Below are 21664 nucleotides of genomic sequence, written 5' to 3' on the forward strand. Positions count from 1 at the left end.
GTTCCACCTTGTTGGGTGCTATTTGATGAACACTGGATTTGCCGCGCCGCCGGTGCCCTTGCTCACTTTGACCGGACTGGCGCAGTAGAAGCCTTCGTAGCGGCGGTCGGAGGCACAATCTGCGGCCAGCAGGTCGAGCGATGCCATTTCGGTGAACACCACGCCCAGATTGCGCATCAGCGCGGCGTGCAGCACCAGCATCAGCCCGGTCTCGGGCTCGTAGGTTGTCTCATTGGCCAGCGTGTCGGTAACCAGACAGGGGATCTGCATCTCATCGAACCAGCGCACGAGGTCGAGGCTGAAGGTCAGTCCGGGTTCCCAATATCCATCGCCAACGCGCTGGCTTCCCGCCGCCAGTGCGCCGACCCAGCCGGTGCGAACGAGAAGGATGCTGCGCGGCAGGATATCGACCGCTTGGGCCCGGGCGCATTCCATGAGGTCGCGATGCGTGAATGTTTCAGCGCGCTCAAGGGCCGGTTTGCCGCGGAACCGGGCGATGTCGAGCAGCACGCCGCGTCCGACGATCCCGCGCTCCGCGATCGGCATGATGCTGGCCTTGGTCATGCCGCCATTGGTACTGCTTGCCGCGAAGCCGTTCCAAAGCGTGTCGTCGAACCACATGTGGCCGAGCGCGTCGCAATGCGTGCCGGCCTGTGCGAAGCTGGTGATATAGTCGTCTGCGAATTCGAGGCCGCCGGCAAGCGGTTGCCAGTGGCCATTCTCGAAGCCGGCCTTGTCGGCGACCATGAAATGCTTGGCCGGCCAGCGGCCGGGAAAGACGGCATCGCCCTCAGAGGTCCCGACCGGCACGCCGAGCGTGAAGGTGCGGCCGTCCCGCACCGACGCCAGGCCGCGCTTGACCTCGTCGGCGGTCAGATAGTTGAGCGCTCCGATCTCGTCGTCGGCACCCCAATGCCCCCAGCGGCTCGGCGCATTGCCCAGCAGCCGGCGCAGCGTCATCGTTTCAGCCGCGCTCATGCTTCCGCCTGCGCGGTCGCCGGCTGCCTGGCGCCGGTGATATAAGCGACGACGTCCTCCATGTTGGTGCCGGAACTTGCGAGATCGGCGATCTTGCGGCCCCTGCGCATCACCACCACGCGGTTGCACACCTGCCAGAGATGATCGAGATTGTGGGTGACCATGACGATCGTCAGCCCCTGGGCGCCGAGTCGTTTGATGAGGTCGAGCACCTCACGGGATTCGCGCACGCCGAGCGCCGCGGTGGGCTCGTCGAGCAGCAGCAGCTTATGGCCCCAAAAGGCACCGCGCGCGATCGCCACCAATTGGCGCTGGCCGCCGGACATGCGATCCACCGGTTTGCTGCGCACCCCGGGGATATCGATGTGCAGTTCCTCGAGGCCGCGCATCGCGATGTCGCCCATCGATTTGCGGCGGATCCAGCGCAGCAGCGCCGGGCCGCGGCCAAGCGCAATCTCGCGGCCGAGAAAGAAGTTTTCGGCGGCAGTGAACGTGCCGATCAGCGACAGGTCCTGATAGACCGTCTCGATGCCGAGGCGTTGCGCTTCGGACGGCGGCGACAACTTTTGCGGCCGCCCTTCGAGGATCACGTCGCCGGAAGTCGGGTCATGCGCGCCGGCCAGGATTTTGATCAGCGTCGACTTGCCGGCACCATTGTCGCCAACGAGGCCGAGTATGTCGCCCCTGGCGATGTCCAGCGAAACGTCATCGAGTGCCTGGATGCCGCCGAAGCTGCGGCAGATCCGGCGCAGGCTGAGCAGCATCTTCTGCGCCATGGCCTATCCCCTCGCATAGCGGCGGCCAATACCGCCGAGCGCTACGGCGAGGACGAGAAGGCAGCCGGTGAACAGGAACTGCGTGAAGATCGGCGCGCCGATCATGGCCAGCCCATTGTTGCCGACGGCGACCGTCAGCACGCCGATCAAGGTGCCGAGGATATGAAACTGACCCTCTCGCAGCGCCGCCGAACCGAGGAAGGCGGCCGAAAACGACGTCAGCATGAAGCTGTCACCCGCCGTCACCTGGCCGGAGCCGAGATTGGAGGCCATCAGCACGCCACCTATAGCAGCACAGGTGCTGGCGATGGCGAAGGCAACGATGCGGCTGCGATCGACGTCGACGCCGGCGCGGCGCGCTGATTCCGGGCTGACGCCGATGGCCTTGATGTGTTGGCCCTGCACTGTTCGGTTGAGGATCACCCACAGCAGCGCAAGCACGACGGCCATGATGATGACGAGGTGCGGCACTCCGGCAATCCGGCCGATCGCGATATTGGTGAATTCGCGCGACTGGGTGAGCTGCAGCGGAATTCCGCCCGAATAGGCGTAGTTCAGCCCGACGACGATGGTGCCCGTGCCAAGCGTGGCAATGAAGGCGTTCACCCCGATCTTCGAAACGACAATGCCGTTGACAATGCCGACGACCGTTCCGAGGCCGACGACAAGGAAGATGGCGGGTAGGATCGGCAAGCCACTGCTGCTCAACAGCCCGACCACGAGCAGCCCGCAGAAACTCGCGACATAGCCGATACTGAGGTCGAAATCACCGGCGACGAGTGGCACGGTGAGGCCGGCCGCGACAATGGTGCCGATCGCCATGTCGTTTACGATGTTGCGAAAATTGCCGATGGTTGCGAAGGTCCCCGGCTCCAGCACCGAGAATATCCCCAGCATCGACGCCAGCACGATGATGGTGCCGTAGGTCCCAAGCAGGCGCATGAGCAACGCGCGCCGCTGTCGGGCATTGGGCGAGGCATAGCCGGTCTGCGTTGACGGCAGGACGCGGGGCGCCTCTGCCGGAGCGTGGGTTTCAGGCAGGGAATGATCAGCGGACATGGCGGCTCTCATGACAGCACTCCGGCCCGGCCAGTCAAGTCCGGCCCAGACCCACAATCAGGAGAGCTTACTGCGGATTGTCCTTGATGAACTTGTCGACGTTGTCTTTGGTGACGAGCGTATAGCCTGGCACGAAGGATTTGGGCTTCCACTGGTCGCCGGCTGCCAGGATGTCGGGAATCTGATCGACTAGCATTTTGCCTGCCGAAGTCAGATCGACACCGAGCGTGGCGGTCATCGTCCCGTCCTTGACAGCCTGGACAGCGGGCGCCGTGGCGTTGAACGAATAGACCTTCACGTCGCTGCGGCCGTTCTGCTTCAGCGCCGCGATCGCGCCCATAGCGTTGTCGTCATAGCAGTTGAAGATGGCGAACGGCCCCTTGGCGTTGGCATTGGCTGCAAGCCAGGCGCTGGTCGCGGCCTGCGAGGATTCGGCAGCACCCGGGATGCTGATCTCGTGCGAGGTCGCCTTGAGCCCCGGATTTGCCTTGACCGCCGCATCGAAGGCGTCGGCTCGTTCGCGGCACGGAATGCCGGGATGGTAGGTGAGGTCGAGTACAGTTCCGGACTTGCTGATGTCCTTCAGCATCAAGTCGATCAGCGGTTGCGCAGCACCGGTACTTGCAGATAGCGCGATCCCGTCTGCCATGCCGCCGCCGGCCGAAAGGACGGGGATCTTTGCGTCCGCCGCCGCCTGGAGCCCGGCCGCCAGGCCCGTCGAATCGAAGACAGTGACGATGATGGCGTCCACCTTCTTGGTTGCCAGCTGCTTGATACTGGTGATCGCTTGCGAAGGATCGCCATTGGCATTGAGCGTTTCCACCGACCAGCCCTTCGACTTGGCTTCCTGGCTCATCGTGTCGACCATCTGGTTTGTGTCGACGTCGGATGTCGAGAAGGTGACGATGCCGATCGTCAGCTTGTCATTCGCGGCGAGGGCGGCCGACGTGAAGGATGCTGCGACGAGCGCTGCGGTCGAGAGTTTCTGAAAGCGGTTCACTGTGCGTATCCCCTGTTGACCGAGTGTTCCAGCTCACCTCCAGACCGCGCAGCAGCCCAGCTTGGGCGCCGTCTACAGGTCGTCACAGTCAATCTGTTTGTTCGTGCGAGCCACGTACTAACTATAGACACAAGCTCTTATGCCGCGCAACGCTAATTTCAACCGGCTTTGGTGACTCGAGGTTCAATCGCTGTGGGGCCCTTGGGGCAAGCGCGCAGCTAGGCCGCCTTCTTGATCTCCGCGACCTGAACGCCCAGTCGGAACGCCTGACCGTCTGCAAACGAACGCGCGTAGCTCTCAGATGTAAAAGGGACCGTGGTGGTGGTGCCGTTGACCGTCACGCGAACCGACCACTCTTTGTCCCTAATGATTTCAACGGCATGTTGCTCATGCGCAGCCATGCACTCCTCCCAGAATCTTCCGTTGAGGATGGGAGGATAGCGTCGTAAAACTGGTTTGCATGCAAATAATCCGACACCGCGACGTCGAAATGCCGAAACTCGCACAGCTAGGCTTAAGTCGATGGCCTCGCCTTGAGCTGTTCAAGGTATTCCTTGGCGAGGTTGAAAAGTGCGGTGGCAGTCTCTTCAGCCTCCGCCCGGAAGCGGACATCGCGGGTGACAATGCTGGAGGTCATGTTCGCGCCAACTGCGGATGCTTGAAGCGACCGCTCCGTCGGCTCAAAGAACGTTCCGCTCCGCCGGGTTTCGCTCTATCAACTCCGCCACAAGGCGTTGAAGCCGCCAGAGGCTGCTGTCATGTATGCCTTTGGCTTCGAGGTGAGAAACCGTGTTGAACAGGTATTCGGCCCCGCTTCCCCAATGACCGCAGGCCAGGGCCAGGACATCGGCAACGGCTTCAAGCGACTGACGACCGGCATAGAGAGGTGACGCGCGGTTCATCACAAAGGCCAAGGCCGAGATAGGCCCGGAAGCGGTCGCCACCGTGATCCACCGGGGCATGCTGTTGGCCGGCTTGTAGGTGAATTCGCGTCGAAAGAGTTTGCCGAATTGGCGTTCGAGGTTGTCCTTTGGCAGGTCGTACAGGACGCCGCTGCATTGCCCCCCACGATCGAGGCCCATCATAAGGCCTGGCTGCTCCGGCGTGCCCCGAAAACGGGTCATGCGAAAGCAGAAAGCGCGATGCCACCCACGAGCGAGGCCTACCTGCTCACCGATATGCTCGATCTCCGGCTTCCAGATCAAGGAGCCGTAGGCGAACAGGCGGGTCGGTGCTTTCGGGGCCGGATGAGTTCGGATCATTTGCTCGACCCAGCTGTCGTAGTCGGCATCGGTGTGTAGCTCGGCACCTGGCGTCAAACCCTGGTCCTGAACGACCTTGTGGACCCGCGCGACCTGGTCCGCGGTCAAGGTCGGCTTTCTCATTTGGCTCGGCATCCCGTGCTCCATCGGATCAGGATCGCGTATCCTTGGCAGATACTACGGGCGTTGCAAGATACGAACCGATGCACGGCGTGAATGAGTCTTTGCCCCTTCACCGATGACAGCAAAGCGCCCCGCATATTCGCCCTCGAACGATTCCATGTGGTTTCGGCAATCTAGGTTTGGGAGACGCTTTTCTACTCACTGTGAAACCCTGACCAACAGCTTGCCGAAATTGCGGCCCTTGAGAAGACCGATGAAGGCCATCGGCGCGTTCGCGAGTCCCTCGACAATGTCCTCACGATATTTGACCTTCCCCGCTTGGAGCCAGGCCGAAACGTCCCTGCCGGGGCGCTTCGACGTGTGCTGTTTGGGACATGCAGAATAATTGGCGGAGTGCCAGAAAGTTCCTCCGCACTCGCGCTTCGCACCGCGGTGCCACCCACAGCGTCTTGCCTAAGGGACTTTGCGGTGTAATTCGCTCGCGTTCGAATTGAGAGCGACCTCGGACTGAACTCGCGGATTACCAGGCGGACAAAAAAACCCCGGCGTGGGTCGTTGCGCCGGGGCTTTGGGCACGTACAAGCTACACCAACATGTCCGTTTATGAACGTGCGCTAATAAAGTGAAAAAACGGTGAACCACGCATGGGCTGAAGGGCGCACGCTCAAAGCTGGGGTGAAGCGGCAATATCAGTGATGACAAGTTGCGCACCTGATTGTTCCACCCAGCTTTCGACCGAACGAGGGGGCGAGTATGCCGGCTGTGTTGATTTGCCAAGATGATGTACTCCGTCACCCCTCATGCCGATGAAGGGAGCCCGCTCGAACCGCAAATCTCGAAATGTCTAGTGATGGCCCCTGGACCCCGCACATTCGGGGATTCGAAACTGATTTCCAGGTGGTGCTAAGCAAGGCCGGCAAGGTGGAGACGATCACCGTAATGCTAGTATGCTCATACATCGCGCTTTGCTCTGAGGGCGGCCCAGCAGCTTGGGTTAGGGGGGCCGCTGGGCCTGACCAGCGAGCGTTCGGGAATGCTCGACTGGCTGGTTAGTATTTTAGATAAATCTAATATAATCGAACCATGCGAACGAAGTACGCGGCGGTAAGAAAGTGGCTGGCGTCCGATTCACTTACCGCGCGCTTTTGCCTTGGGTTCTGGCGCGCTTTCGGACGGGTTTGCAGCCAATTTTGCAGATCGCCGATCTGTTACCCACAGGGACTTTTTCCTCGCCACCAAATCGTCACGATCGCCCTCAGCGGTCGCTCGGCTATGCATGGCAGCTATGGCGTAGTCGGCTCTGTTGGTTCGATAGTCTTCTTTTTGGACAGTCATCGTTTGCTCCCAGTTTCATAGCCCCTCTTTTGCCCTGGCGGGGAGATTAACTGCCGGTGCATTACGCGAGTCAATCGATGAAACGACCACTCCGCAATCGCCAGGGCGGGAAGCAAGCCGACAATTTTAACGTTGGAACGGCTTACAGAGTGCCGGCAACACAGCCGCCCTTTCGTCGGGCTGCGTTGATCGCGTCCATGTTGCCCTTCAGCTCGGCTCTTGGCTTCACGTGCCTTGATGTCTGTGTTGTCCATCATGCTGCCAACCTGCAAGCCAAGCCAAAACACGCCGTCCACGTCATGGCGGGCGGTTCTGTCTTGTATGGCCATTATCGGCGCCAGGTCGGAACTCGTTCGGTAAAGTTCGGCTTCCAACTGGCTGCAGGACTTGCCCGCGTATACGCTGGACGAAACCAGCGTGGGCTTGATGTCGGCTGGGCGAGTAGCGCAGCCCGACAAAACGCTGATGGCTACAAACGCACATAACTTGATTCAGTGCTTCCCCCCAAAATGCCCGCGGCGAGCAGGCGCTGAGGGCAGGACGAAGTAGTCTATGTGCCTTGACGGCATGCGGAATATATTCCTATTTTGCGGGATGCCGCACCCTCGCCGACACGAAGCCGTTTCCGAATATCACCTCGCCAAAATTGAACGACAGGCGTGGCTTCTGACGGTAGAACTCCGCGACGCGCAGTTGTCGCTCAAGCCATTTGGCGAGCATTGGGAAGCGATCGAGCATCTGCATCGGGACATAAAGCGGGCGCTCAATCTGCTTAACAATAGGCCAGCGGACTACGAGGAGCCGCATTTCGCGCCCATGTCGCGAGGGTGAAGAACTAGCCTGTCAGTTTAGTGAAGTCGTGGCGCCGCGCGCGAACATGTGCCAGCAAATTCGTTTCGTTTACGACCCCTGATTGAAAGAGATTCAGCGTGGTCGAGGCCAGAATCTGACCGTCTATCGGGGTGCTGTACCATTTGGCGTCGGCGGTTACCTGGTCGACAACCCGCTGGCAGATCGCCCGATCTTTAGGTCTAAGGAACTGACTATTCAGTGCTCGTAGCATCTCGACGCCTTGAAACGGGGAGTCACCTGTCTCCCGCGCGATACCCATGCGTGGTCTCCGAGCATCGACCCTAAACGCATTCAGACAGAAAATTGCCATTCGTTTGAGTGGTACCGATGTCGCATGGATAAGCGGCGGTCCAAGAGCTAATCCACCATGTCGCGCAGCGGCTTCTTGCGCTTTGGCGTCCTGTACTTCTCGACCAGCCTGACCTTGTCGACGTCGATCGTCACCAGCGGTCCCAGATCGACGGTCACCCTGCCGCCTTCCTCGTATGCGCGTGATCTCTCCGGTAAGCTCGATCTGCTGCCGCTTCTTCACCTTGATATGTGGCTGTGATCGCCACCACGTCACCAACACCTATGCCCGCCGCCATTCCATGAGTCTGGTGCGCTCGGCGCCTTACTCAAGATATTGCTAATTATGGATGAGCCCGCTTCCTCCAATCGATGGATGAAGCCGATCGTGGGCCGGTGCTACTTTGATGCATCGCGCGACTTACGCGACAAGTGCTGGCTCCAGGGGCAAAATATGAGCAAGACGACTCTCATTGCTATCGCAATCCTCGCGATCAGTCTCGGCTGTGCCGAAGCCAAGGACCGTAAGGTCGAAACCGCGACCCTCGGCACGTACGCCAATTCGAAGGACCTGCCGGTTTGTACCGCGTCAAGCTCACTCTTCGAAGTCCTCGGTGATAAATGTTTTCTCGTCACAGGTTCGATGATCTATGGCGACATCGCCGAACTCTCCCGGACAATCACTTTGAGTTGGTAGCCGAAGCAACAACCTCCCAGCGCGGCCTCCATTCTCCGGTATGAAGTTGCGTCGCAGGGGCTGCCGTCGCCCCAGGTATCGACCAGTCTTCGCGCGTCGCCAATACCGGCGCAATCCCCAGTCACCACGGGCCTCTCCAAAATTCTTACGCCGACCGCACCTGCGGTCGAGCGTGTCGCGCCAACACAGCAGCGCCTCTGCATCGTTTGGACAACCCAACGCATACCTTCCGGTCCGGAAACTCGCTTACGCGTTTCATCGTCTATTCGGCAGTGGAAAATTAGGCCTACTTGGCAGTGCTCAGATTCGCGTAGCCGTCCTGCGTTCCGCTCGGAGAGGATGGCGAGTGGTTGCGGCAACTGCGCCTCAAGCTGGCTGGCGACCGCCGTCTGTAGCGCGCCGCTGCGGAGCAACACTCGCCCGACGTAAAAGACTGTGGCAAGACCGGCTTGATTGTATCGAACCTGAAACAGACCAACGCCGGCCCAACCTACACCTGAAACCAAAAGACAATATCGATGACCTCCAACAGCTACGCTCGCAAGGGGTTCAAGCGCCTGCAAACATTGACCATGCCACTTTCGCTATCGCCGCTTGGATGAAGACGGCGGCATCAATTTCATGGAGCAAGGTTTGCCGCCAGGGGGTTCTGCCCGATGGCCGCGACCAGGCTCGTGCATACCTCGATCACCATCACCAAGACCCTGCGAGACGCGGAAGAGGCAAGCCGCTTCATGAACTGGCTAGAAGACTCCAAAACCCAAAAGCCGCTGATCGATGCGAGCCGCAGTAACGAAGTGTAACCGGGTTCCCACTACAAGAAGCTCAAACCGCGCAAGACCGCTGATCGATACGACCACGATCTTCAACGGTCTTGCCCAATGGAAGCCGCCCCAATGGAAATCGCCACGAACGGCTATACGAACAGCCATCTGATGACGTCACGGCGCTTTGCGCCTCTCTTCTGGACGCAGTTCCTGTCCGCCTTCAACGACAATTTCCTCAAGAACACGCTGGTGTTCCTTATTCTGTTCACCCTGGCGGCGGACAAGGCAGCATCACTGGTCACGCTGGCGGGTGCCGTCTTCATGGCTCCTTTCCTGCTCCTGTCCGCCCTTGGTGGCGAGATCGCCGACCGGTTCGACAAGGCGCTCATCGCCCGTCGGCTGAAATTCACCGAGATCGCCGCTGCGGCTGTCGCTGTCGTTGGAATCGCGCTGTCGTCGATCCCGGTGCTGATGATCGCGTTGCTCATGTTCGGCATCATCTCGGCACTGTTCGGACCGATCAAGTACGGCATCCTGCCGGATCATCTCGAGCGCAAGGAATTGCCCCGCGCCAATGCCTGGATCGAATCGGCAACCTTCGCCGCCATCCTCGGCGGCACTATCGCCGGAGGCGTCGTCTCGGCCGATGGCATTGGCGTCTCGGTGTTCGGGCCGATCATGATGACCCTTGCCGTGGCCTGTTGGTTTGTCAGCCGCTACATTCCGTCCACCGGTTCTGCGGCTCCCGACCTAGTCATCGACAAAAACATCTTTCGCTCGACCTGGCGACAGGTGAACGGTTTGCGTGCCGACAAGCGGATCTGGCGCGCCGGACTGATGACGTCGTGGTTCTGGCTGATCGGGGCCATTGTCCTTTCGATCCTGCCTGCGTTGGTCAAGGATTCGCTCGGTGGCGGAGAAATCGCTGTCACCGCCTATCTCGCGGTGTTCGCCGTCTCGATCCCCATTGGCTCTGCCATAGCCGCATGGATGTCGCAGGGCCGCATTGTGCTCTTGCCAGCCCCGGTTGGCACTGCGTTGATGGCACTATTCGGCTTGGACCTGGCCTGGACCATCTGGGGTATGCAGCCTTCGCTCGGGGCCGAAACGCTCGCAATATTCTTCGCCGGGCCAAACACGGTCCATGTTGCGATCGACCTTGCCGGCATGGCTATTGCCAGCGCCTTTCTTGTCGTACCGACGTTCGCCGCCGTACAAGCCTGGGCGCCCGACGCCAGCCGCGCTCGCGTCGTCGCCGCCGTGAGCATCGTCAATGCAGGCTTTATGACGGTGGGCGGCATACTTGTTGCCGCGATTCAAGCAGCGGGCGTCTCCACTGGAGGTATCCTGTTCGGCCTCGCCGCACTCAACGTGGTCGCCGCCTGGCTGATGCTGAGATATCTGCCAACCAACGCCTTCCGCGACTTCGTTTCCATTCTGTTCCGAGCCTTCCATCGTCTGGAGGTGGAGGGGCTGGAAAACCTCCAGGCGGCCGGCCCGGCACCCACCCTGGCGCTCAACCATGTCAGTTTCCTCGACGGGCCGCTGGCTTTGACGCTGACGGATGAGGAGCCGGTGTTTGCCATCGACTACACCATCGCCCAAGCCTGGTGGATGAAGCCGTTCATGAAACTTGCGCGCGCTGTGCCGCTCAATCCGGCCAAGCCGATGTCGACCCGCACGCTTATCAAGGTCGTGCAAGGCGGCGATCCGCTTGTCATCTTCCCCGAAGGCCGGATCACCGTGACCGGCGGCCTGATGAAGGTCTATGACGGTGCCGCCATGGTGGCCGACAAGACCGGCTCGATGGTCGTGCCAGTGCGCATCGACGGCCTGGAGAAGAGCTATTTTTCGCGGCTGAGTTCGCTGCATGTGCGCCGCCAGCTGTTCCCAAAGGTCAAGGTGACGATACTAGAACCGGCCAAACTTGAAGTACCGCCGGATCTCAAGGGCCGGAAGCGCCGCGCAGCGGCGGGTGCTGCCCTCTACCAGGTCATGTCGGATCTCGTCTTCCGCACCCAGGACATCGACAAGACTGTGCTGGAGAAGATCATCCAGACGGCGAGCGAACGCGGCATGAAGCAACTGGCCGTGCAGGACCCCGTCACCGGTTCGCTGAGCTACGGCAAGCTGCTGACAGCCGCCGCCGTGCTTGGCGAGAAATTCAAAAACCTCTATGCCGGCCAGCAGACGCTCGGCATCATGCTGCCCAACGCTAACGGCGCCTGTGCGACGCTGCTCGGCATCATGTCCGCCGGCAAGGTTCCGGCGATGATGAACTTCACTGCCGGTGCGGCCAACATCCTCTCCGCTTGCAAAGCCGCCGAGGTGCGCACCGTGCTGACCTCGCGCGCCTTTGTCGAACAAGCGAAACTTGGCGCCGTGGTCGAGGAACTCGGCCGCTCGGTCGATATTGTGTGGCTTGATGATCTGCGGGCCACCATTGGCCTCAAGGACAAGCTGCTCGGCCTTTTGCGCAAAAAAACACCCCGGGTCGCCCGCAAGCCCGGCCAACCGGCGGTGATCCTGTTCACCTCAGGTTCTGAAGGCACGCCTAAGGGCGTGGTGCTCACCCATCGCAACATCCTGGCTAATGCCGCCCAGGCCGCCTCGCGTATCGACTTCCATTCGGGCGACAAGGTCTTCAACGTGCTGCCGATCTTCCACTCGTTCGGCATGACAGCAGGTACGGTGCTGCCGCTGATCTCGGGCGTGCCGGTGTATTTCTATCCCTCCCCGCTGCACTATCGCATCGTGCCGGAGTTGGTCTACGCATCGAACGCGACGATCATCTTCGGCACCGATACGTTCCTCAGCGGCTATGCGCGTACGGCACACCCTTACGACTTCCGCTCAGTGCGCTATTGCTTTGCCGGCGCGGAACCGGTCAAGGCTTCTACGCGCGCGACCTATATGGAAAAGTTCGGCCTACGCATCCTCGAAGGCTATGGCGTGACCGAAACCGCGCCCGTGATCTCCATCAACACGCCGATGTACAACCGCTCCGGCAGTGTCGGCAAAATCATGCCGGGTATGGAGTACCGCCTGGACCCGGTGCCTGGCGTCGAGGATGGGGGACGGCTTTTCGTGCGTGGGCCCAATGTCATGGCGGGCTATCTGCGCACCGAGAAGCCGGGCGTGCTCGAGCCGCTCGAAGACGGCTGGCATGACACCGGCGACGTCGTCGCCGTTGACGACGTCGGCTTCATCACCATTCGAGGCCGCGCGAAGCGCTTTGCCAAGATCGGTGGCGAGATGGTTTCGCTGGCCGCCGTCGAGGCGCTGGCGGGCGAATTGTGGAAAGGCTCGCTCTCGGCGGTCGCCGCCGTGCCAGATGCGCGCAAGGGCGAAAAGCTGGTGCTCATTACCGAGGCCGTCAACGCCACACGTGCCGAATTCCTGGCCTTCGCCAAGGCCAACGGCGCCATGGACCTGATGGTGCCGGCCGAAGTGCGCGTCGTTGCGAAAGTGCCTGTCCTCGGCTCAGGCAAGCTCGATTTCTCCGCTGTGACCAAAAAGGTGAGCGGCGAAGACATGAAAACCCAAGCGGGCTTGACAATAGCCGACTGAGGAAGTCGGCCTGTTTGCCCAATCACGTGAAACTAGGCTAGACGCGGATGCATGCAGTTTCGAACGAGGCTTCGACTCGCTTCTTGTAAAAAATAGGCAACGTTGAATGCTGACATTCGATGGCTACCACGCCTCGGGCCTGTCGATGCCGTCGAAGAAGGTGACGGGGCAATCTGACGCCGGCAGACCTGCCCAAGGAAGGCAGCTATTCAGCCGGGAATCCCCCGAATTGTCCGGGAGTTAGCCTATTGCCCGTTGTTTAACTCACCAGAAACTCACTGGAGATGATTCATTATCGATGAAACTATGCGGGAAGCGTTGCCTTGGATATCCGCTCTCCGTCCAACACGGAAGCAAGCGAACCTCAAATGCAGTCTGTCTCACAACACTGCGCTGGCTACAGCCAAGTTCAATTCATCAGTCTCGTTGCAGAATTCGTTGTCAATAAGTCACTTGCGCCAGCAAGATAAATTGAGCCATTGCCGTTCATCTCGATCCGGTTGACCACAAAGATGCGAGGCTTACTGTCCGTCGACAATGCACCGCCACCTGTAAGAAAAAGCTTTTGTGACGGCAGATAGATTATGCCGCCTAGATCTGTATCGCCACCGCCAATGAGCGTGGAGGTTCTCTCCACGCCTTGGGGTTTTTGAGCTAGCGCGATCCCCATCCACGGGCCGCTGGTCGGCGCCGTCAGGCGTAGCTTGGCGCCGGCCTGCATTGTGGTGGTGGCCTGATCGTCGAGTAGAACGATGGTGGTACCGTCAGCTGCATCGAGAACCGCGCCGGAGGAGAGCGAAAGCCCTCCCGTCCTGATAACATACGTTCCCGCGGCAAGATTGACCACCGCTCCAACCGATAGAGTGAGCCCTCCACAAAAAGTGCCGGGAATGAGATTTGCGGTGGCGTTTTTGATCACCAGGTTATTGTAGGTGCAGACATTGTCTGTTGGCCAGATCAGTCGGGAGATAATGGGATCTGCCAGCTCTTTCTGATTGAAAAGCGGTTGAGGGTTGAAGCCGGCAGACGGCCCGGAGGGGCCGACGACTGACGTCACCAATGTCCTGATGGACGATGCGCCATTCGTGGCTAGCGCAGACCCCGATCTTGAATTCACCTGCGCAACGCATTTCTGGCCATTTATCGACGAAGACCCCGAATTCGACCATGCGTTCGAGGCGAACCGATCTAACACGAGAAGACAGACTGGGTATCGCGGATAGGCAATCGCGGTTGCGCTTCGGCTAATATCAAGTTTATCGACGCCAAGGATTGCCGAGAAGGCCAATTCCTGCGGTTGGTGCAATACAACCGTCACGATTGTGGGATTGGTTGATCCAACCGTCTGGTGGGCGTCACCACTATAGGGACTTCGCGTGGCCACAAAGGTGGGGCTGGCGAAAGTATCAACGTTCTCCTGACGCTGTTCCGACGTCATATCGCTGCTGTTCGCGCTTGCCACGGCCAACTGAAGGGCCGTGGAGTCGGCTCCCTCCTGCAACTGTTGGGCAGTTCGGCTCACGCGCGCAAAGTCTATCGCCACTCCGACGCCCAAAAGCACGACCGGCAAGACCAACGCAAACACCACGGCGAAGTTGCCGCGTTCTGAACGCCAAAATCGTTCGGTCACCCGCATGGAAGCCCCCTTCATTTAGCTGGGACTAACCTAGAGGCAGCATGTTGAGGGTCCGTTTCGCGAGCCGGTAAAGTTGTCTCGATCGCAAATCAGCTTGCGGGGAGCAGCTGAATCAGCGTCTCAAATTCACCACGATGACGCCGCCGAGCGCCAGTGCGCCGCCGTCTGGCGCCGGTCTGGCGATCGTCAAGGCCGGCGCCATTTCGATTGGATGTTCGAGCTGCCCGAAACCACAGGACCTAAGTCTGACCGCGTTGGGCAATGATCCTGCGCACAATGGCGCCTGGAACTTGCACGGCGGGTTGAAGTTGATAGCGTCGTCATGCGTATCCTAGTCCCTTCATGCGCTGATAGGGTCCGCTCCCACTGCTCGCACAGTGGCGAGCGGACCCTCGATCGCGCCCGCCTGCAGGAAGCCGCCAAGACCTGCGACCCCAAACGAAATAAGAACAAAAATGTCAAGAGCGCCTTGACCGGAGAGGAATTTGTTCAGCATATTATACTTTGCGTACCCACCCGCGAGGTGCTATGAAAATGAGCACCTTACAGGACAGGCGGAGCGCGGTCCGCGCATTTGGCGGCGGCCCGCTCGTTGGGGACAAGATCGTGCGCGTTGTCTATGTGGACGAAACCGGCCACACCACGCGGGAGCCGGTGGCGATCGTGGCAGGATTAATACTTGATCCAGACCGGCAGTGGCGTGTCCTGGCTGATCGTATTGAAGCGCTTAAGGCCGATGTCCCCGAAAAGTTTAGAGAGGGTTTCATCTTCCATGCAACCGACTTGGAGCATGGTGGGAAATACCGCCATGATTGGCCGGATGAAGATCGATGGGCTTTATTGGACCGGTTGATTGCCTTGCCGCGCGGTTGAGCGCGACAAGAATTCAGTTCGTGAATCGAAGGTCGTTCATGCAGAGGCGTATGGCCAATGCATCCAGGCCGCTGACTGGTTCATGAAAAATCACGCCAGCGAAAATGAAGTGGCGATGCTAGTGGCCGAGCAACGCGAAGAGGCTCGGAGGGCGATAGAAGCGATCCACCGCCTTTACAGCAGCGAGGCGCTATTGAAGCGGTGGTATCCAGAGTGGTTGCGAGAAAAGCTCCACAACCTTCCGATATCGAGGATAAAAGGACCGCCCAGCTTCGCGACTAAAGAAGACGAGCCCCTACTTCAAATCGCCGATTCATGTGCCTTCGTTTTTCAGCGACACCTTCGAGGGGCCGAACGGAGTGAGCGGCGACTAGAAGCGCTGTTCGGCGGTTTTCTACAACCTACTGTCTTGGGACAGATCAGAACTCAAGCAGCGAATTATGGGTGCTTCTGGTGGCCCAACAGCGGAGCGCAGCACTGGGGCTAATCAGGGCTTGCGCGCCGGCAACATTCGCTCAACGGCGTGCTTGAAGGCTTCTCCAGTTTCGTCCGCTTCAAGCTTCCGAGCAGTCTCTTTGAACCGCTCGGATTGCTCTTTCTGACTAAGCTTTTTTGCCTTTTTTCCGGGCAGCTTTCGGGCGGTATTTGGACGGTCGCCAGACGCCATAGGGTGCCTCACCTTGCACTAGTCGTTTCATAGGTCAGACGCTTGCCGACGACACCATCAAGGATGCGGCCGGCCCGCGCTTCATCGTTCACGCCAAGGGCTACGCGCGAATTGTGGCGGAAGTCAAATTCAGCAAGATAGCGGTGAAGGTGCTTCTCTGCGCAATGCTGGTAGGTGCCGCGCATGCCGCGCTTGAAGATGCTGAAATAGCTTTCGATAGTGTTGGAATGCACCACGCCGCGAACGTACTCGCCAGCCGAATGCTTGACCGAATCGTGAGCGGTGAAGTGGTCCCCCATGTCGAAATAGAGGCGGCTCTCATCGGTGTAGAGGGTGCTTTCACGGGCGACGTTCTCAGTCGCTAGTTCGGCAACGTTGATCTTGGTCGCCTGCGCAACATGGAAGGTGCGCACCGAGCCGCCGCGTTCAATCAGGCCGAGCACGGCGCGCTTGTTTGATGGGCCGGAACGGCCTTTCTTGATGAAGGCTTCGCCGCTGGTGCGGGTGGTGCGCTTGTCCGCGCGAGATCCGAAATAGGTTTCATCCGCCTCGACAACCTGACCTTCGCCACCGAGCGGGCCAAGCTTGCCATCGCGCATAGCTTCGCGGATGCGATGCGAGATAAACCAAGCGGTTTTCAGGGTCACGCCAAGGGTGCGATGAAGCTGGTTGCTCGAAATGCCTTTCTTGGACGAAGCGATAAGGAAGATCGCCTGTAGCCAGTGGTTCAGCTTGACGTGGCTGGCTTCAAAGATGGTGCCGATCTTCACGGTAAAGGGCTTGCGGCATTGGTAGCACTTGTAGGTGCCAATACGGGTGCTCTTGCCTTCCATCTTGGAAATACGCTCGAAACCGCCGCAATGCGGGCAAACGGGACCGTTCGGCCAAATCCTGGCTTCCACAAACTTGTAGGCTGCGGCTTCGTCGTGAAAGTGGCGGTCGGACAGGACGGACATTGGGGTAACTCCTTATGGAACCAACCTATTCCGTTTATGTGGGTACGTCAAGTATAATATGCTGAATTTGTTCCTTATTTCTGTTTCAATCTGAGGCGGGAAGGAATGGTCGCGAAGTGCCAAAAGCGCTGGTCGGCGAAGCTATGGCAAAAACAGCGGAGGACAATTTCCGGATCGAGGTTTGGGACCGCGAGGAGAAGGCGCTCGTTGAGACGATAAGTCGATCGCCGGATTCGAGCGTCAGCCAGGCCGCCTGGCAGACAGCTATCAGGCGCCGGCCGGGGATGCTGCTGATCCACTACAACAGCCGGCATGTGATGGAGAAGATCGTTACACCAGGCGAGCCCACGGTTCCGCCGCATGCCATCGTTGCGGGTAGCGTGCACGCCGGCCTCGACGTATCGCTTGGCGATCTGCGCGAATGGCACACGCTGCGCGCTTGGTGCAAAAACTGCTCACATCATGCCGAGGTGAAGGCCGCTGGCCTGGTCCGGCCCTATGGCAAAGATGCGCTGTTCAGCACGGTCGAAAGGGCCCTGTTCTGTACGAGCGGTGACAGAGGCGGCCCGGTCAGGTTGGAGATCCACAAGCTGCCGAGGAACTGAAGCGCTCGCCTCGTGGGGAAGGTGGCCGGCGCCGCTTGGGGGGGCGTTGGGGTAGTTTGCCTGAATAGGCGCCGGCCGGGCGGGTTGGGGTCCGCCGCGGTGAATAGTACCGAACTTGGCGATTCAGGTAATTCCGCGATCACGGGAGACGGCCTACGCGCACCCGTCGGTTTCGCTTTCCTCGTCAACCGTCTTCACTGCCAGGTAGGCGTTGGTTTCCAGCCACTCGCCAAAGCACAACCTGGATGAGGTCCATTCGGCCAATTTTCATCTCAGCGGGCGATGGAATTGGGCGCGTCCTCCGTGGGCTCAAGTCAATGGGGTGCGACTCAAGATGGTCGGAAGATCGGCCCGCGACATGTCCGCGGTGCGGTCCGCGGCGTTCTCGATCTCTTCGGCAATGGAGATTCGGCTCATCCCGCCTCGCCCGTGGAGCGTTCTACGTCGCGGTTGGGTGGTGAGCAGACCTCTGGTTCGCTAGAGTCCCAAGTTTCCACAGGGCTGCAGACCGAAACCCGGAAAACGCTTATCTCATAGTAAGCTGATGCATCTGGAGCGCCTATGATGAAGCCGACCGGATCCAACGAAGCAGTGAGGATCGAAGACCTTGACGACGCGGGGCTGGTTGAACACGCGCGACAGCGTGACCCCGCCGCATTCTGGTTAATCATCAAGCGTCACAATCAGCGGCTTCACCGGGTCGCCCGCGCCGTCCTGAATGACGACACTGAGGCGGAGGACGTACTTCAGGAGACCTATATCCACGCCTTCACCCATCTGGCCGAATTCCGCGCGGAGGCGCGGCTGTCGACCTGGCTCACCCGGATCACGCTGAACGAGGCGCTGGGACGCCGTCGGCAAAGGCGGCCCACCGTCGACGTGAAAGCCATCGAAGGCATGGTCGCTCCATTCAGCGCCCACAAGCCTGATCCCGAAGAGGCGGCCGCGCTCGCTGAAATCCGCAGCCTCCTGGAGCGAGCCGTCGGTGGCTTGCCAGAGCCCTTTCGGATCGTCTTTGTCATGCGGGACGTCGAGGAAATGAGCATTGAGGAAACGGCTTTTCTTTTGGCATTGCGACCTCAGACAGTGAGCACCCGCCTTTATCGCGCACGCCGGCTGCTTCGCGAGGCGCTGCAGGACAAGCTCGCCACCGTGTTCACGGATACGTTTCTCTTCTCTGGCGCCCGTTGTGACCGCCTCGCGCAATCAGTCTTAGATCGGCTCGCAATCAGCCTGGTTCGAAAGAATACTCATCAGTTGAACGTGGCGACCGAGCGCACGTAGACGCAGTCCACGCCGAGATTACGCCGGCTTCCTTCGCGGGGCTTTTGTAGCGGGACGCGGGAATATTTTGGCGCCCCGGACCATCTAATCGTCGGGCAAATGCATTCGGCGCCGCGGTGCTGACAGCGGTGTTGAATCAACAAACATAGGAGACCGCCATGCAGGGCGCACTTCACCTATCCCGGCGTCAGTCGCTTCAGGGACTTGTCGTACTTGGTGCCGGAGCGGCACTCGGCGGAATCGCGCGGCCTTCTCCGGTATTAGCACAGGACATATCGGACGAGGACATTTTCCGCTTTGCGCTCAATCTCGAATATATGGAGGCTGAATACTACCTCCGCGGCACCACCGGAAAGGGTATCGACGACGCCGATGCCGGCTCGAAACCCGGCGATGTCGTCGGCGGAAAGAAAGTGTCCTTCGAAACACCCGCCATCGGCCAATTCATGCAGGAAGTTGCTGAAAACGAACTTGCGCACGTCCGATTCTACCGCAAGACGCTTGCAAAGAACGCTGTCGACAGGCCGGCCATAGATTTCGATGCGGGGTTCAAGGCGGTTACGGAGGCAGCTGGCCTCGGGCGGGACTTCGATCCCTTCGGTAACGAAACGAACTTCGTTCTCGGCGGCATGCTGTTCGAGGATGTCGGCGTCACCGCCTATGCGGGTGCGGCGACAGTTCTGAAAAACAAAGACTTCCTCGCCGCCGCCGCAGGCATCCTGGCGGTCGAGGCCTACCACATGGGAATGGCGCGATCTACGCTATACCGGAAGGGAGAGGAAGCCTGGAAGGCCGCCAACGCTGTCTCCGATGCCCGGGACAAAATCGACGGATCGGACGATAAGGACCAGGGGATCCAGGTGGACGGCAAAGCCAACATCGTTCCTTCAACGCCGGACGCAATCGCCTTCACCAGAACACCGCAACAGGTGCTCCGGATCGTCTATCTCACCGACAAGGACGGAGTGAGCAAGGGCGGCTTCTATCCGGAAGGGATGAACGGCACGCTCAAAAGCACCTGAGCCAGTTGCGACGGGTGACGATTGGCCGCCGGAAACTGAGCGGCCTGATATCGGGCTGCTCTCGGAGAAAGACCATGAATTATGATGATAATGGGAACCAGGGATCGCCGGCCGATCGCCCCATAGTCGTCGGCGCGCTGGTGAACGCTAATCTGTGCTCGCTCGAAATCCACGTCACTCCATCGCAGCCGGCGAAGCTCCGACGATCGCGTGCCGGTAAAGACGGCAGTGCCGAGAAGCGGGCGCTAGCGTCCCATCGATGAGGCAAGAATGGCCTTGATCTCTTCGCGCGTCGGTATGTCGACGCTGATCTTGAGCTTGCTTTTCTGTCGCTTTTCCGCCTAGCGCTCCTTGCCTCTGCGCCGCGCGCCGCGGAGACCCTGACCGGATCGCGTGTAGCCAGGCCGCGTTCCTGCGCGTCAGAGCAAAGCGCCCCAAGCGAGCCGAGAGTCTTCCGGGCCATCGCCTGCAATCGGCTTTCGTTGCTTCGTTCCGCAGCTTGTCCGCGAACTTGCGCACCGCCGGGCACCGTGATGTGGGAAAGCAGCGTCGTTCCGATGAACGGTTCAATGTGAAGTTTCAGGTGCCGTTTCCAATGGTCAGTCGATGAACGCTCGCGGCCTTCATTTTTCGCCAGTCGCAATAGAACGCTGCGACACCCCGCTTCGCACGACAGCAGGGAACGATATCGCCCCCCATGTATTAAAAACCCATGGACATTATGGAACCCCACGGCCACGGGATGGCGGCCGATCTTTTGACATCGGAAGTTGCCAATGCCAGGCAGCGCATCCACCGGACCGAGCTCGCGCTTCAACGCACTGAAGAAATGCTGGCCGAAAATCTCGCGCTGTGCAGGAGGATACGAACTGCGGTCGAGGCCGCAGACCGCTTGGTGACGATCGATCCCCCCAGCTGAAGGACGTCGCGCGGGTTGAACTGGGCCGGCGTTTCGTTCGTCGCGACCTTCAGGCCACCGGCGCCACCACTCTCGCTCCAGAACTGTGCCCGCCACATCGACATCTGAGCGACACGCTCGCGAACAACCGGAACCAACGGCGACCACAAGCGGTTTACAAATCGAAGGGACCGCAATGGATTCGGAATAATGGAACTTTTGGATATGGAACTGGCGAGAGCCCGACAGCGGCTTAACCGGGCCGAACGCTCCCTCGAACATGCAAATGAAATGCTGGATGAAGACTGCGGTGTCGGCATCAACCTCGCGCTGTGCAGCACGATCCGGGCTGCGCAACGACGCGTGGCCGAGGCGAGATCGCGGTTGGCGAAGATCGATCCTGGCAGCACGGACACAGCCGTACGGTTTGAGCCTTTTGGCCGCTAGCCGCACACCGATCTAGCGGCAGAGCGAGGTCGGACTCATGCGGCGTGTGCTCGGGCTCGTCAGCATTTTGACGAGTTCTCCAAGGCCATCAATGAACTCACCACCGGCGAAAAACGGCTGCCTCATCCGCCGGGCTGGAGAAACACCAGCGTTCGGCAAAGTACGCGAGCGCCAATGGCTCAGCCTCCACATGGTCCAGTACGAGGCAAGCAGGGATCCTCGCTGCCGTGGTCTGATCGTCGAGCGGCACCATGAGATCATCGGGCTTCAGAAGCAAAACGGCGCCTGGCAAGGTGATGTCATGGAACAAGCTGAGGTGCGAATATGAGTCCCGAGGCGTGTTCGTAACGCTTATCTTTCCTCCCGCTATGGAGTAGCGGCTGGGAAATTTTTGGGACGAGGAATGCTACGTTTCGCTCTCACGAGCTCGAGCAGATCGGTGTCGTTCGAGCCTGTCGCTCGAAAGCAACTATTTGCATTGCGAGCATTTGGCCAGCTTGGGAGGAGCGGGCGATCTTCTCCTCACTGCAGAGTTGGTCGAAAACGCGTTGGCAAAGGTCCAGATCGGA

At 59.7% G+C, this 21664-nt stretch carries 23 protein-coding genes and 1 pseudogene; 11 read left to right on the top strand and 13 right to left on the bottom strand.

Annotated elements, in window-relative coordinates; all coding sequences use genetic code 11:
- Nucleotides 1-18: 18 nt before the first annotated feature.
- The 10 genes and pseudogenes from NKI67_RS28295 to NKI67_RS28340 form a co-directional block, all read right to left on the bottom strand.
- On the bottom strand, nucleotides 19-978 hold the full coding sequence (locus NKI67_RS28295) for a cyclase family protein (RefSeq protein WP_352648029.1): 960 nt from the start codon (nucleotides 976-978) through the stop codon (nucleotides 19-21).
- Nucleotides 975-1754 carry an ATP-binding cassette domain-containing protein gene (locus tag NKI67_RS28300; RefSeq protein WP_352648031.1) on the bottom strand — a complete coding sequence of 260 codons (780 nt, stop codon included), beginning with the start codon at nucleotides 1752-1754 and terminating at the stop codon, nucleotides 975-977. Before NKI67_RS28300 ends, NKI67_RS28295 begins: the two co-directional genes overlap by 4 nt.
- Before the next feature lie 3 nt (nucleotides 1755-1757).
- On the bottom strand, nucleotides 1758-2813 hold the full coding sequence (locus NKI67_RS28305) for an ABC transporter permease (protein WP_352648033.1): 1056 nt from the start codon (nucleotides 2811-2813) through the stop codon (nucleotides 1758-1760).
- Nucleotides 2814-2880: 67 nt separating this feature from the next.
- Nucleotides 2881-3813, bottom strand: coding sequence for a sugar ABC transporter substrate-binding protein (locus NKI67_RS28310; RefSeq protein ID WP_352648035.1), 933 nt, complete (start codon nucleotides 3811-3813; stop codon nucleotides 2881-2883).
- A gap of 218 nt (nucleotides 3814-4031) precedes the next feature.
- Nucleotides 4032-4214, bottom strand: a complete 183-nt coding sequence (locus tag NKI67_RS28315; RefSeq protein WP_023679139.1) for a hypothetical protein — start codon at nucleotides 4212-4214, stop codon at nucleotides 4032-4034.
- 113 nt (nucleotides 4215-4327) lie between these two features.
- Nucleotides 4328-4450, bottom strand: coding sequence for a hypothetical protein (locus NKI67_RS28320; RefSeq protein WP_352648037.1), 123 nt, complete (start codon nucleotides 4448-4450; stop codon nucleotides 4328-4330).
- 43 nt (nucleotides 4451-4493) lie between these two features.
- Nucleotides 4494-5198 carry a gamma-glutamylcyclotransferase gene (locus tag NKI67_RS28325; RefSeq protein WP_352648039.1) on the bottom strand — a complete coding sequence of 235 codons (705 nt, stop codon included), beginning with the start codon at nucleotides 5196-5198 and terminating at the stop codon, nucleotides 4494-4496.
- Nucleotides 5199-5396: 198 nt separating this feature from the next.
- Nucleotides 5397-5537: pseudogene (locus tag NKI67_RS28330) on the bottom strand (NADP-dependent oxidoreductase); the annotation flags it as partial.
- 1578 nt (nucleotides 5538-7115) lie between these two features.
- Complete coding sequence (locus NKI67_RS28335; protein ID WP_352648041.1) at nucleotides 7116-7340, bottom strand: hypothetical protein; 225 nt, start codon at nucleotides 7338-7340, stop codon at nucleotides 7116-7118.
- A gap of 28 nt (nucleotides 7341-7368) precedes the next feature.
- Nucleotides 7369-7644, bottom strand: a complete 276-nt coding sequence (locus tag NKI67_RS28340) for a hypothetical protein (RefSeq protein WP_352648043.1) — start codon at nucleotides 7642-7644, stop codon at nucleotides 7369-7371.
- 483 nt (nucleotides 7645-8127) lie between these two features.
- Between NKI67_RS28340 and NKI67_RS28345 the strand changes: the two genes are divergently transcribed.
- The 3 genes from NKI67_RS28345 (at nucleotide 8128) to NKI67_RS28355 (ending at nucleotide 12707) form a co-directional block, all read left to right on the top strand.
- Nucleotides 8128-8370: a hypothetical protein gene (locus NKI67_RS28345; protein ID WP_352648045.1), complete on the top strand. Its 243-nt coding sequence runs from the start codon at nucleotides 8128-8130 to the stop codon at nucleotides 8368-8370.
- Between the two features lie 656 nt (nucleotides 8371-9026).
- Nucleotides 9027-9173 carry a hypothetical protein gene (locus NKI67_RS28350; protein WP_352648047.1) on the top strand — a complete coding sequence of 49 codons (147 nt, stop codon included), beginning with the start codon at nucleotides 9027-9029 and terminating at the stop codon, nucleotides 9171-9173.
- A gap of 93 nt (nucleotides 9174-9266) precedes the next feature.
- Nucleotides 9267-12707 carry an acyl-[ACP]--phospholipid O-acyltransferase gene (locus NKI67_RS28355; RefSeq protein ID WP_352648049.1) on the top strand — a complete coding sequence of 1147 codons (3441 nt, stop codon included), beginning with the start codon at nucleotides 9267-9269 and terminating at the stop codon, nucleotides 12705-12707.
- Between the two features lie 409 nt (nucleotides 12708-13116).
- Here NKI67_RS28355 and NKI67_RS28360 read toward each other — a convergent pair whose 3' ends face one another.
- The gene (locus tag NKI67_RS28360) at nucleotides 13117-14343 is read right to left on the bottom strand and encodes a pilus assembly protein TadG-related protein (RefSeq protein WP_352648051.1); all 1227 of its coding nucleotides are present in this window, start codon (nucleotides 14341-14343) and stop codon (nucleotides 13117-13119) included.
- Nucleotides 14344-14871: 528 nt separating this feature from the next.
- Between NKI67_RS28360 and NKI67_RS28365 the strand changes: the two genes are divergently transcribed.
- Both NKI67_RS28365 and NKI67_RS28370 read left to right on the top strand, forming a co-directional pair.
- Nucleotides 14872-15216, top strand: coding sequence for a hypothetical protein (locus tag NKI67_RS28365; protein ID WP_352648053.1), 345 nt, complete (start codon nucleotides 14872-14874; stop codon nucleotides 15214-15216).
- Complete coding sequence (locus NKI67_RS28370; protein ID WP_352648055.1) at nucleotides 15197-15703, top strand: DUF3800 domain-containing protein; 507 nt, start codon at nucleotides 15197-15199, stop codon at nucleotides 15701-15703. The genes NKI67_RS28365 and NKI67_RS28370 overlap by 20 nt, the downstream gene beginning before the upstream one ends.
- Here NKI67_RS28370 and NKI67_RS28375 read toward each other — a convergent pair whose 3' ends face one another.
- Both NKI67_RS28375 and NKI67_RS28380 read right to left on the bottom strand, forming a co-directional pair.
- A complete protein-coding gene (locus NKI67_RS28375; RefSeq protein WP_352648057.1) occupies nucleotides 15704-15883 on the bottom strand; it encodes a hypothetical protein in 180 nt (59 codons plus the stop codon).
- Between the two features lie 8 nt (nucleotides 15884-15891).
- Nucleotides 15892-16839 (bottom strand): IS1595 family transposase, encoded by a 948-nt coding sequence (locus tag NKI67_RS28380; protein ID WP_352648059.1) that lies wholly within the window; start codon nucleotides 16837-16839, stop codon nucleotides 15892-15894.
- A 143-nt stretch (nucleotides 16840-16982) separates the two neighbouring features.
- Between NKI67_RS28380 and NKI67_RS28385 the strand changes: the two genes are divergently transcribed.
- The 6 genes from NKI67_RS28385 (at nucleotide 16983) to NKI67_RS28410 (ending at nucleotide 21423) form a co-directional block, all read left to right on the top strand.
- Nucleotides 16983-17444: a hypothetical protein gene (locus NKI67_RS28385; RefSeq protein ID WP_352648061.1), complete on the top strand. Its 462-nt coding sequence runs from the start codon at nucleotides 16983-16985 to the stop codon at nucleotides 17442-17444.
- 561 nt (nucleotides 17445-18005) lie between these two features.
- Entirely contained in the window at nucleotides 18006-18728 is a 723-nt protein-coding gene (locus tag NKI67_RS28390) for an RNA polymerase sigma factor (protein ID WP_352648063.1), read from the top strand.
- Between the two features lie 158 nt (nucleotides 18729-18886).
- Complete coding sequence (locus NKI67_RS28395) at nucleotides 18887-19750, top strand: ferritin-like domain-containing protein (RefSeq protein WP_352648065.1); 864 nt, start codon at nucleotides 18887-18889, stop codon at nucleotides 19748-19750.
- A 742-nt stretch (nucleotides 19751-20492) separates the two neighbouring features.
- Nucleotides 20493-20669 (top strand): hypothetical protein, encoded by a 177-nt coding sequence (locus NKI67_RS28400; protein WP_352648068.1) that lies wholly within the window; start codon nucleotides 20493-20495, stop codon nucleotides 20667-20669.
- 189 nt (nucleotides 20670-20858) lie between these two features.
- A complete protein-coding gene (locus tag NKI67_RS28405; RefSeq protein ID WP_352648070.1) occupies nucleotides 20859-21095 on the top strand; it encodes a hypothetical protein in 237 nt (78 codons plus the stop codon).
- A gap of 91 nt (nucleotides 21096-21186) precedes the next feature.
- Nucleotides 21187-21423 carry a hypothetical protein gene (locus NKI67_RS28410; protein WP_352648072.1) on the top strand — a complete coding sequence of 79 codons (237 nt, stop codon included), beginning with the start codon at nucleotides 21187-21189 and terminating at the stop codon, nucleotides 21421-21423.
- Nucleotides 21424-21664: the final 241 nt, after the last annotated feature.

This window comes from Mesorhizobium sp. M0408, from assembly GCF_040321495.1.
In the GTDB taxonomy this organism is placed as follows: domain Bacteria; phylum Pseudomonadota; class Alphaproteobacteria; order Rhizobiales; family Rhizobiaceae; genus Mesorhizobium.

Excerpts from the sequence above, each read along its gene's own strand:
- NKI67_RS28400 (WP_352648068.1), top strand. The coding sequence starts at position 20,493 with ATGGCGGCCGATCTTTTGACATCGGAAGTTGCCAATGCCAGGCAGCGC.
- NKI67_RS28315 (WP_023679139.1), bottom strand. The coding sequence starts at position 4,214 with ATGGCTGCGCATGAGCAACATGCCGTTGAAATCATTAGGGACAAAGAG.
- NKI67_RS28355 (WP_352648049.1), top strand. The coding sequence starts at position 9,267 with ATGGAAATCGCCACGAACGGCTATACGAACAGCCATCTGATGACGTCA.
- NKI67_RS28405 (WP_352648070.1), top strand. The coding sequence starts at position 20,859 with ATGGAACTTTTGGATATGGAACTGGCGAGAGCCCGACAGCGGCTTAAC.
- NKI67_RS28350 (WP_352648047.1), top strand. The coding sequence starts at position 9,027 with ATGGCCGCGACCAGGCTCGTGCATACCTCGATCACCATCACCAAGACC.
- NKI67_RS28325 (WP_352648039.1), bottom strand. The coding sequence starts at position 5,198 with ATGAGAAAGCCGACCTTGACCGCGGACCAGGTCGCGCGGGTCCACAAG.
- NKI67_RS28305 (WP_352648033.1), bottom strand. The coding sequence starts at position 2,813 with ATGTCCGCTGATCATTCCCTGCCTGAAACCCACGCTCCGGCAGAGGCG.
- NKI67_RS28300 (WP_352648031.1), bottom strand. The coding sequence starts at position 1,754 with ATGGCGCAGAAGATGCTGCTCAGCCTGCGCCGGATCTGCCGCAGCTTC.
- NKI67_RS28295 (WP_352648029.1), bottom strand. The coding sequence starts at position 978 with ATGAGCGCGGCTGAAACGATGACGCTGCGCCGGCTGCTGGGCAATGCG.
- NKI67_RS28360 (WP_352648051.1), bottom strand. The coding sequence starts at position 14,343 with ATGCGGGTGACCGAACGATTTTGGCGTTCAGAACGCGGCAACTTCGCC.
- NKI67_RS28375 (WP_352648057.1), bottom strand. The coding sequence starts at position 15,883 with ATGGCGTCTGGCGACCGTCCAAATACCGCCCGAAAGCTGCCCGGAAAA.
- NKI67_RS28340 (WP_352648043.1), bottom strand. The coding sequence starts at position 7,644 with ATGGGTATCGCGCGGGAGACAGGTGACTCCCCGTTTCAAGGCGTCGAG.
- NKI67_RS28410 (WP_352648072.1), top strand. The coding sequence starts at position 21,187 with ATGAACTCACCACCGGCGAAAAACGGCTGCCTCATCCGCCGGGCTGGA.
- NKI67_RS28380 (WP_352648059.1), bottom strand. The coding sequence starts at position 16,839 with ATGTCCGTCCTGTCCGACCGCCACTTTCACGACGAAGCCGCAGCCTAC.
- NKI67_RS28365 (WP_352648053.1), top strand. The coding sequence starts at position 14,872 with ATGAAAATGAGCACCTTACAGGACAGGCGGAGCGCGGTCCGCGCATTT.
- NKI67_RS28345 (WP_352648045.1), top strand. The coding sequence starts at position 8,128 with ATGAGCAAGACGACTCTCATTGCTATCGCAATCCTCGCGATCAGTCTC.
- NKI67_RS28320 (WP_352648037.1), bottom strand. The coding sequence starts at position 4,450 with ATGACCTCCAGCATTGTCACCCGCGATGTCCGCTTCCGGGCGGAGGCT.
- NKI67_RS28395 (WP_352648065.1), top strand. The coding sequence starts at position 18,887 with ATGCAGGGCGCACTTCACCTATCCCGGCGTCAGTCGCTTCAGGGACTT.
- NKI67_RS28335 (WP_352648041.1), bottom strand. The coding sequence starts at position 7,340 with ATGCGGCTCCTCGTAGTCCGCTGGCCTATTGTTAAGCAGATTGAGCGC.
- NKI67_RS28385 (WP_352648061.1), top strand. The coding sequence starts at position 16,983 with ATGGCAAAAACAGCGGAGGACAATTTCCGGATCGAGGTTTGGGACCGC.
- NKI67_RS28390 (WP_352648063.1), top strand. The coding sequence starts at position 18,006 with ATGATGAAGCCGACCGGATCCAACGAAGCAGTGAGGATCGAAGACCTT.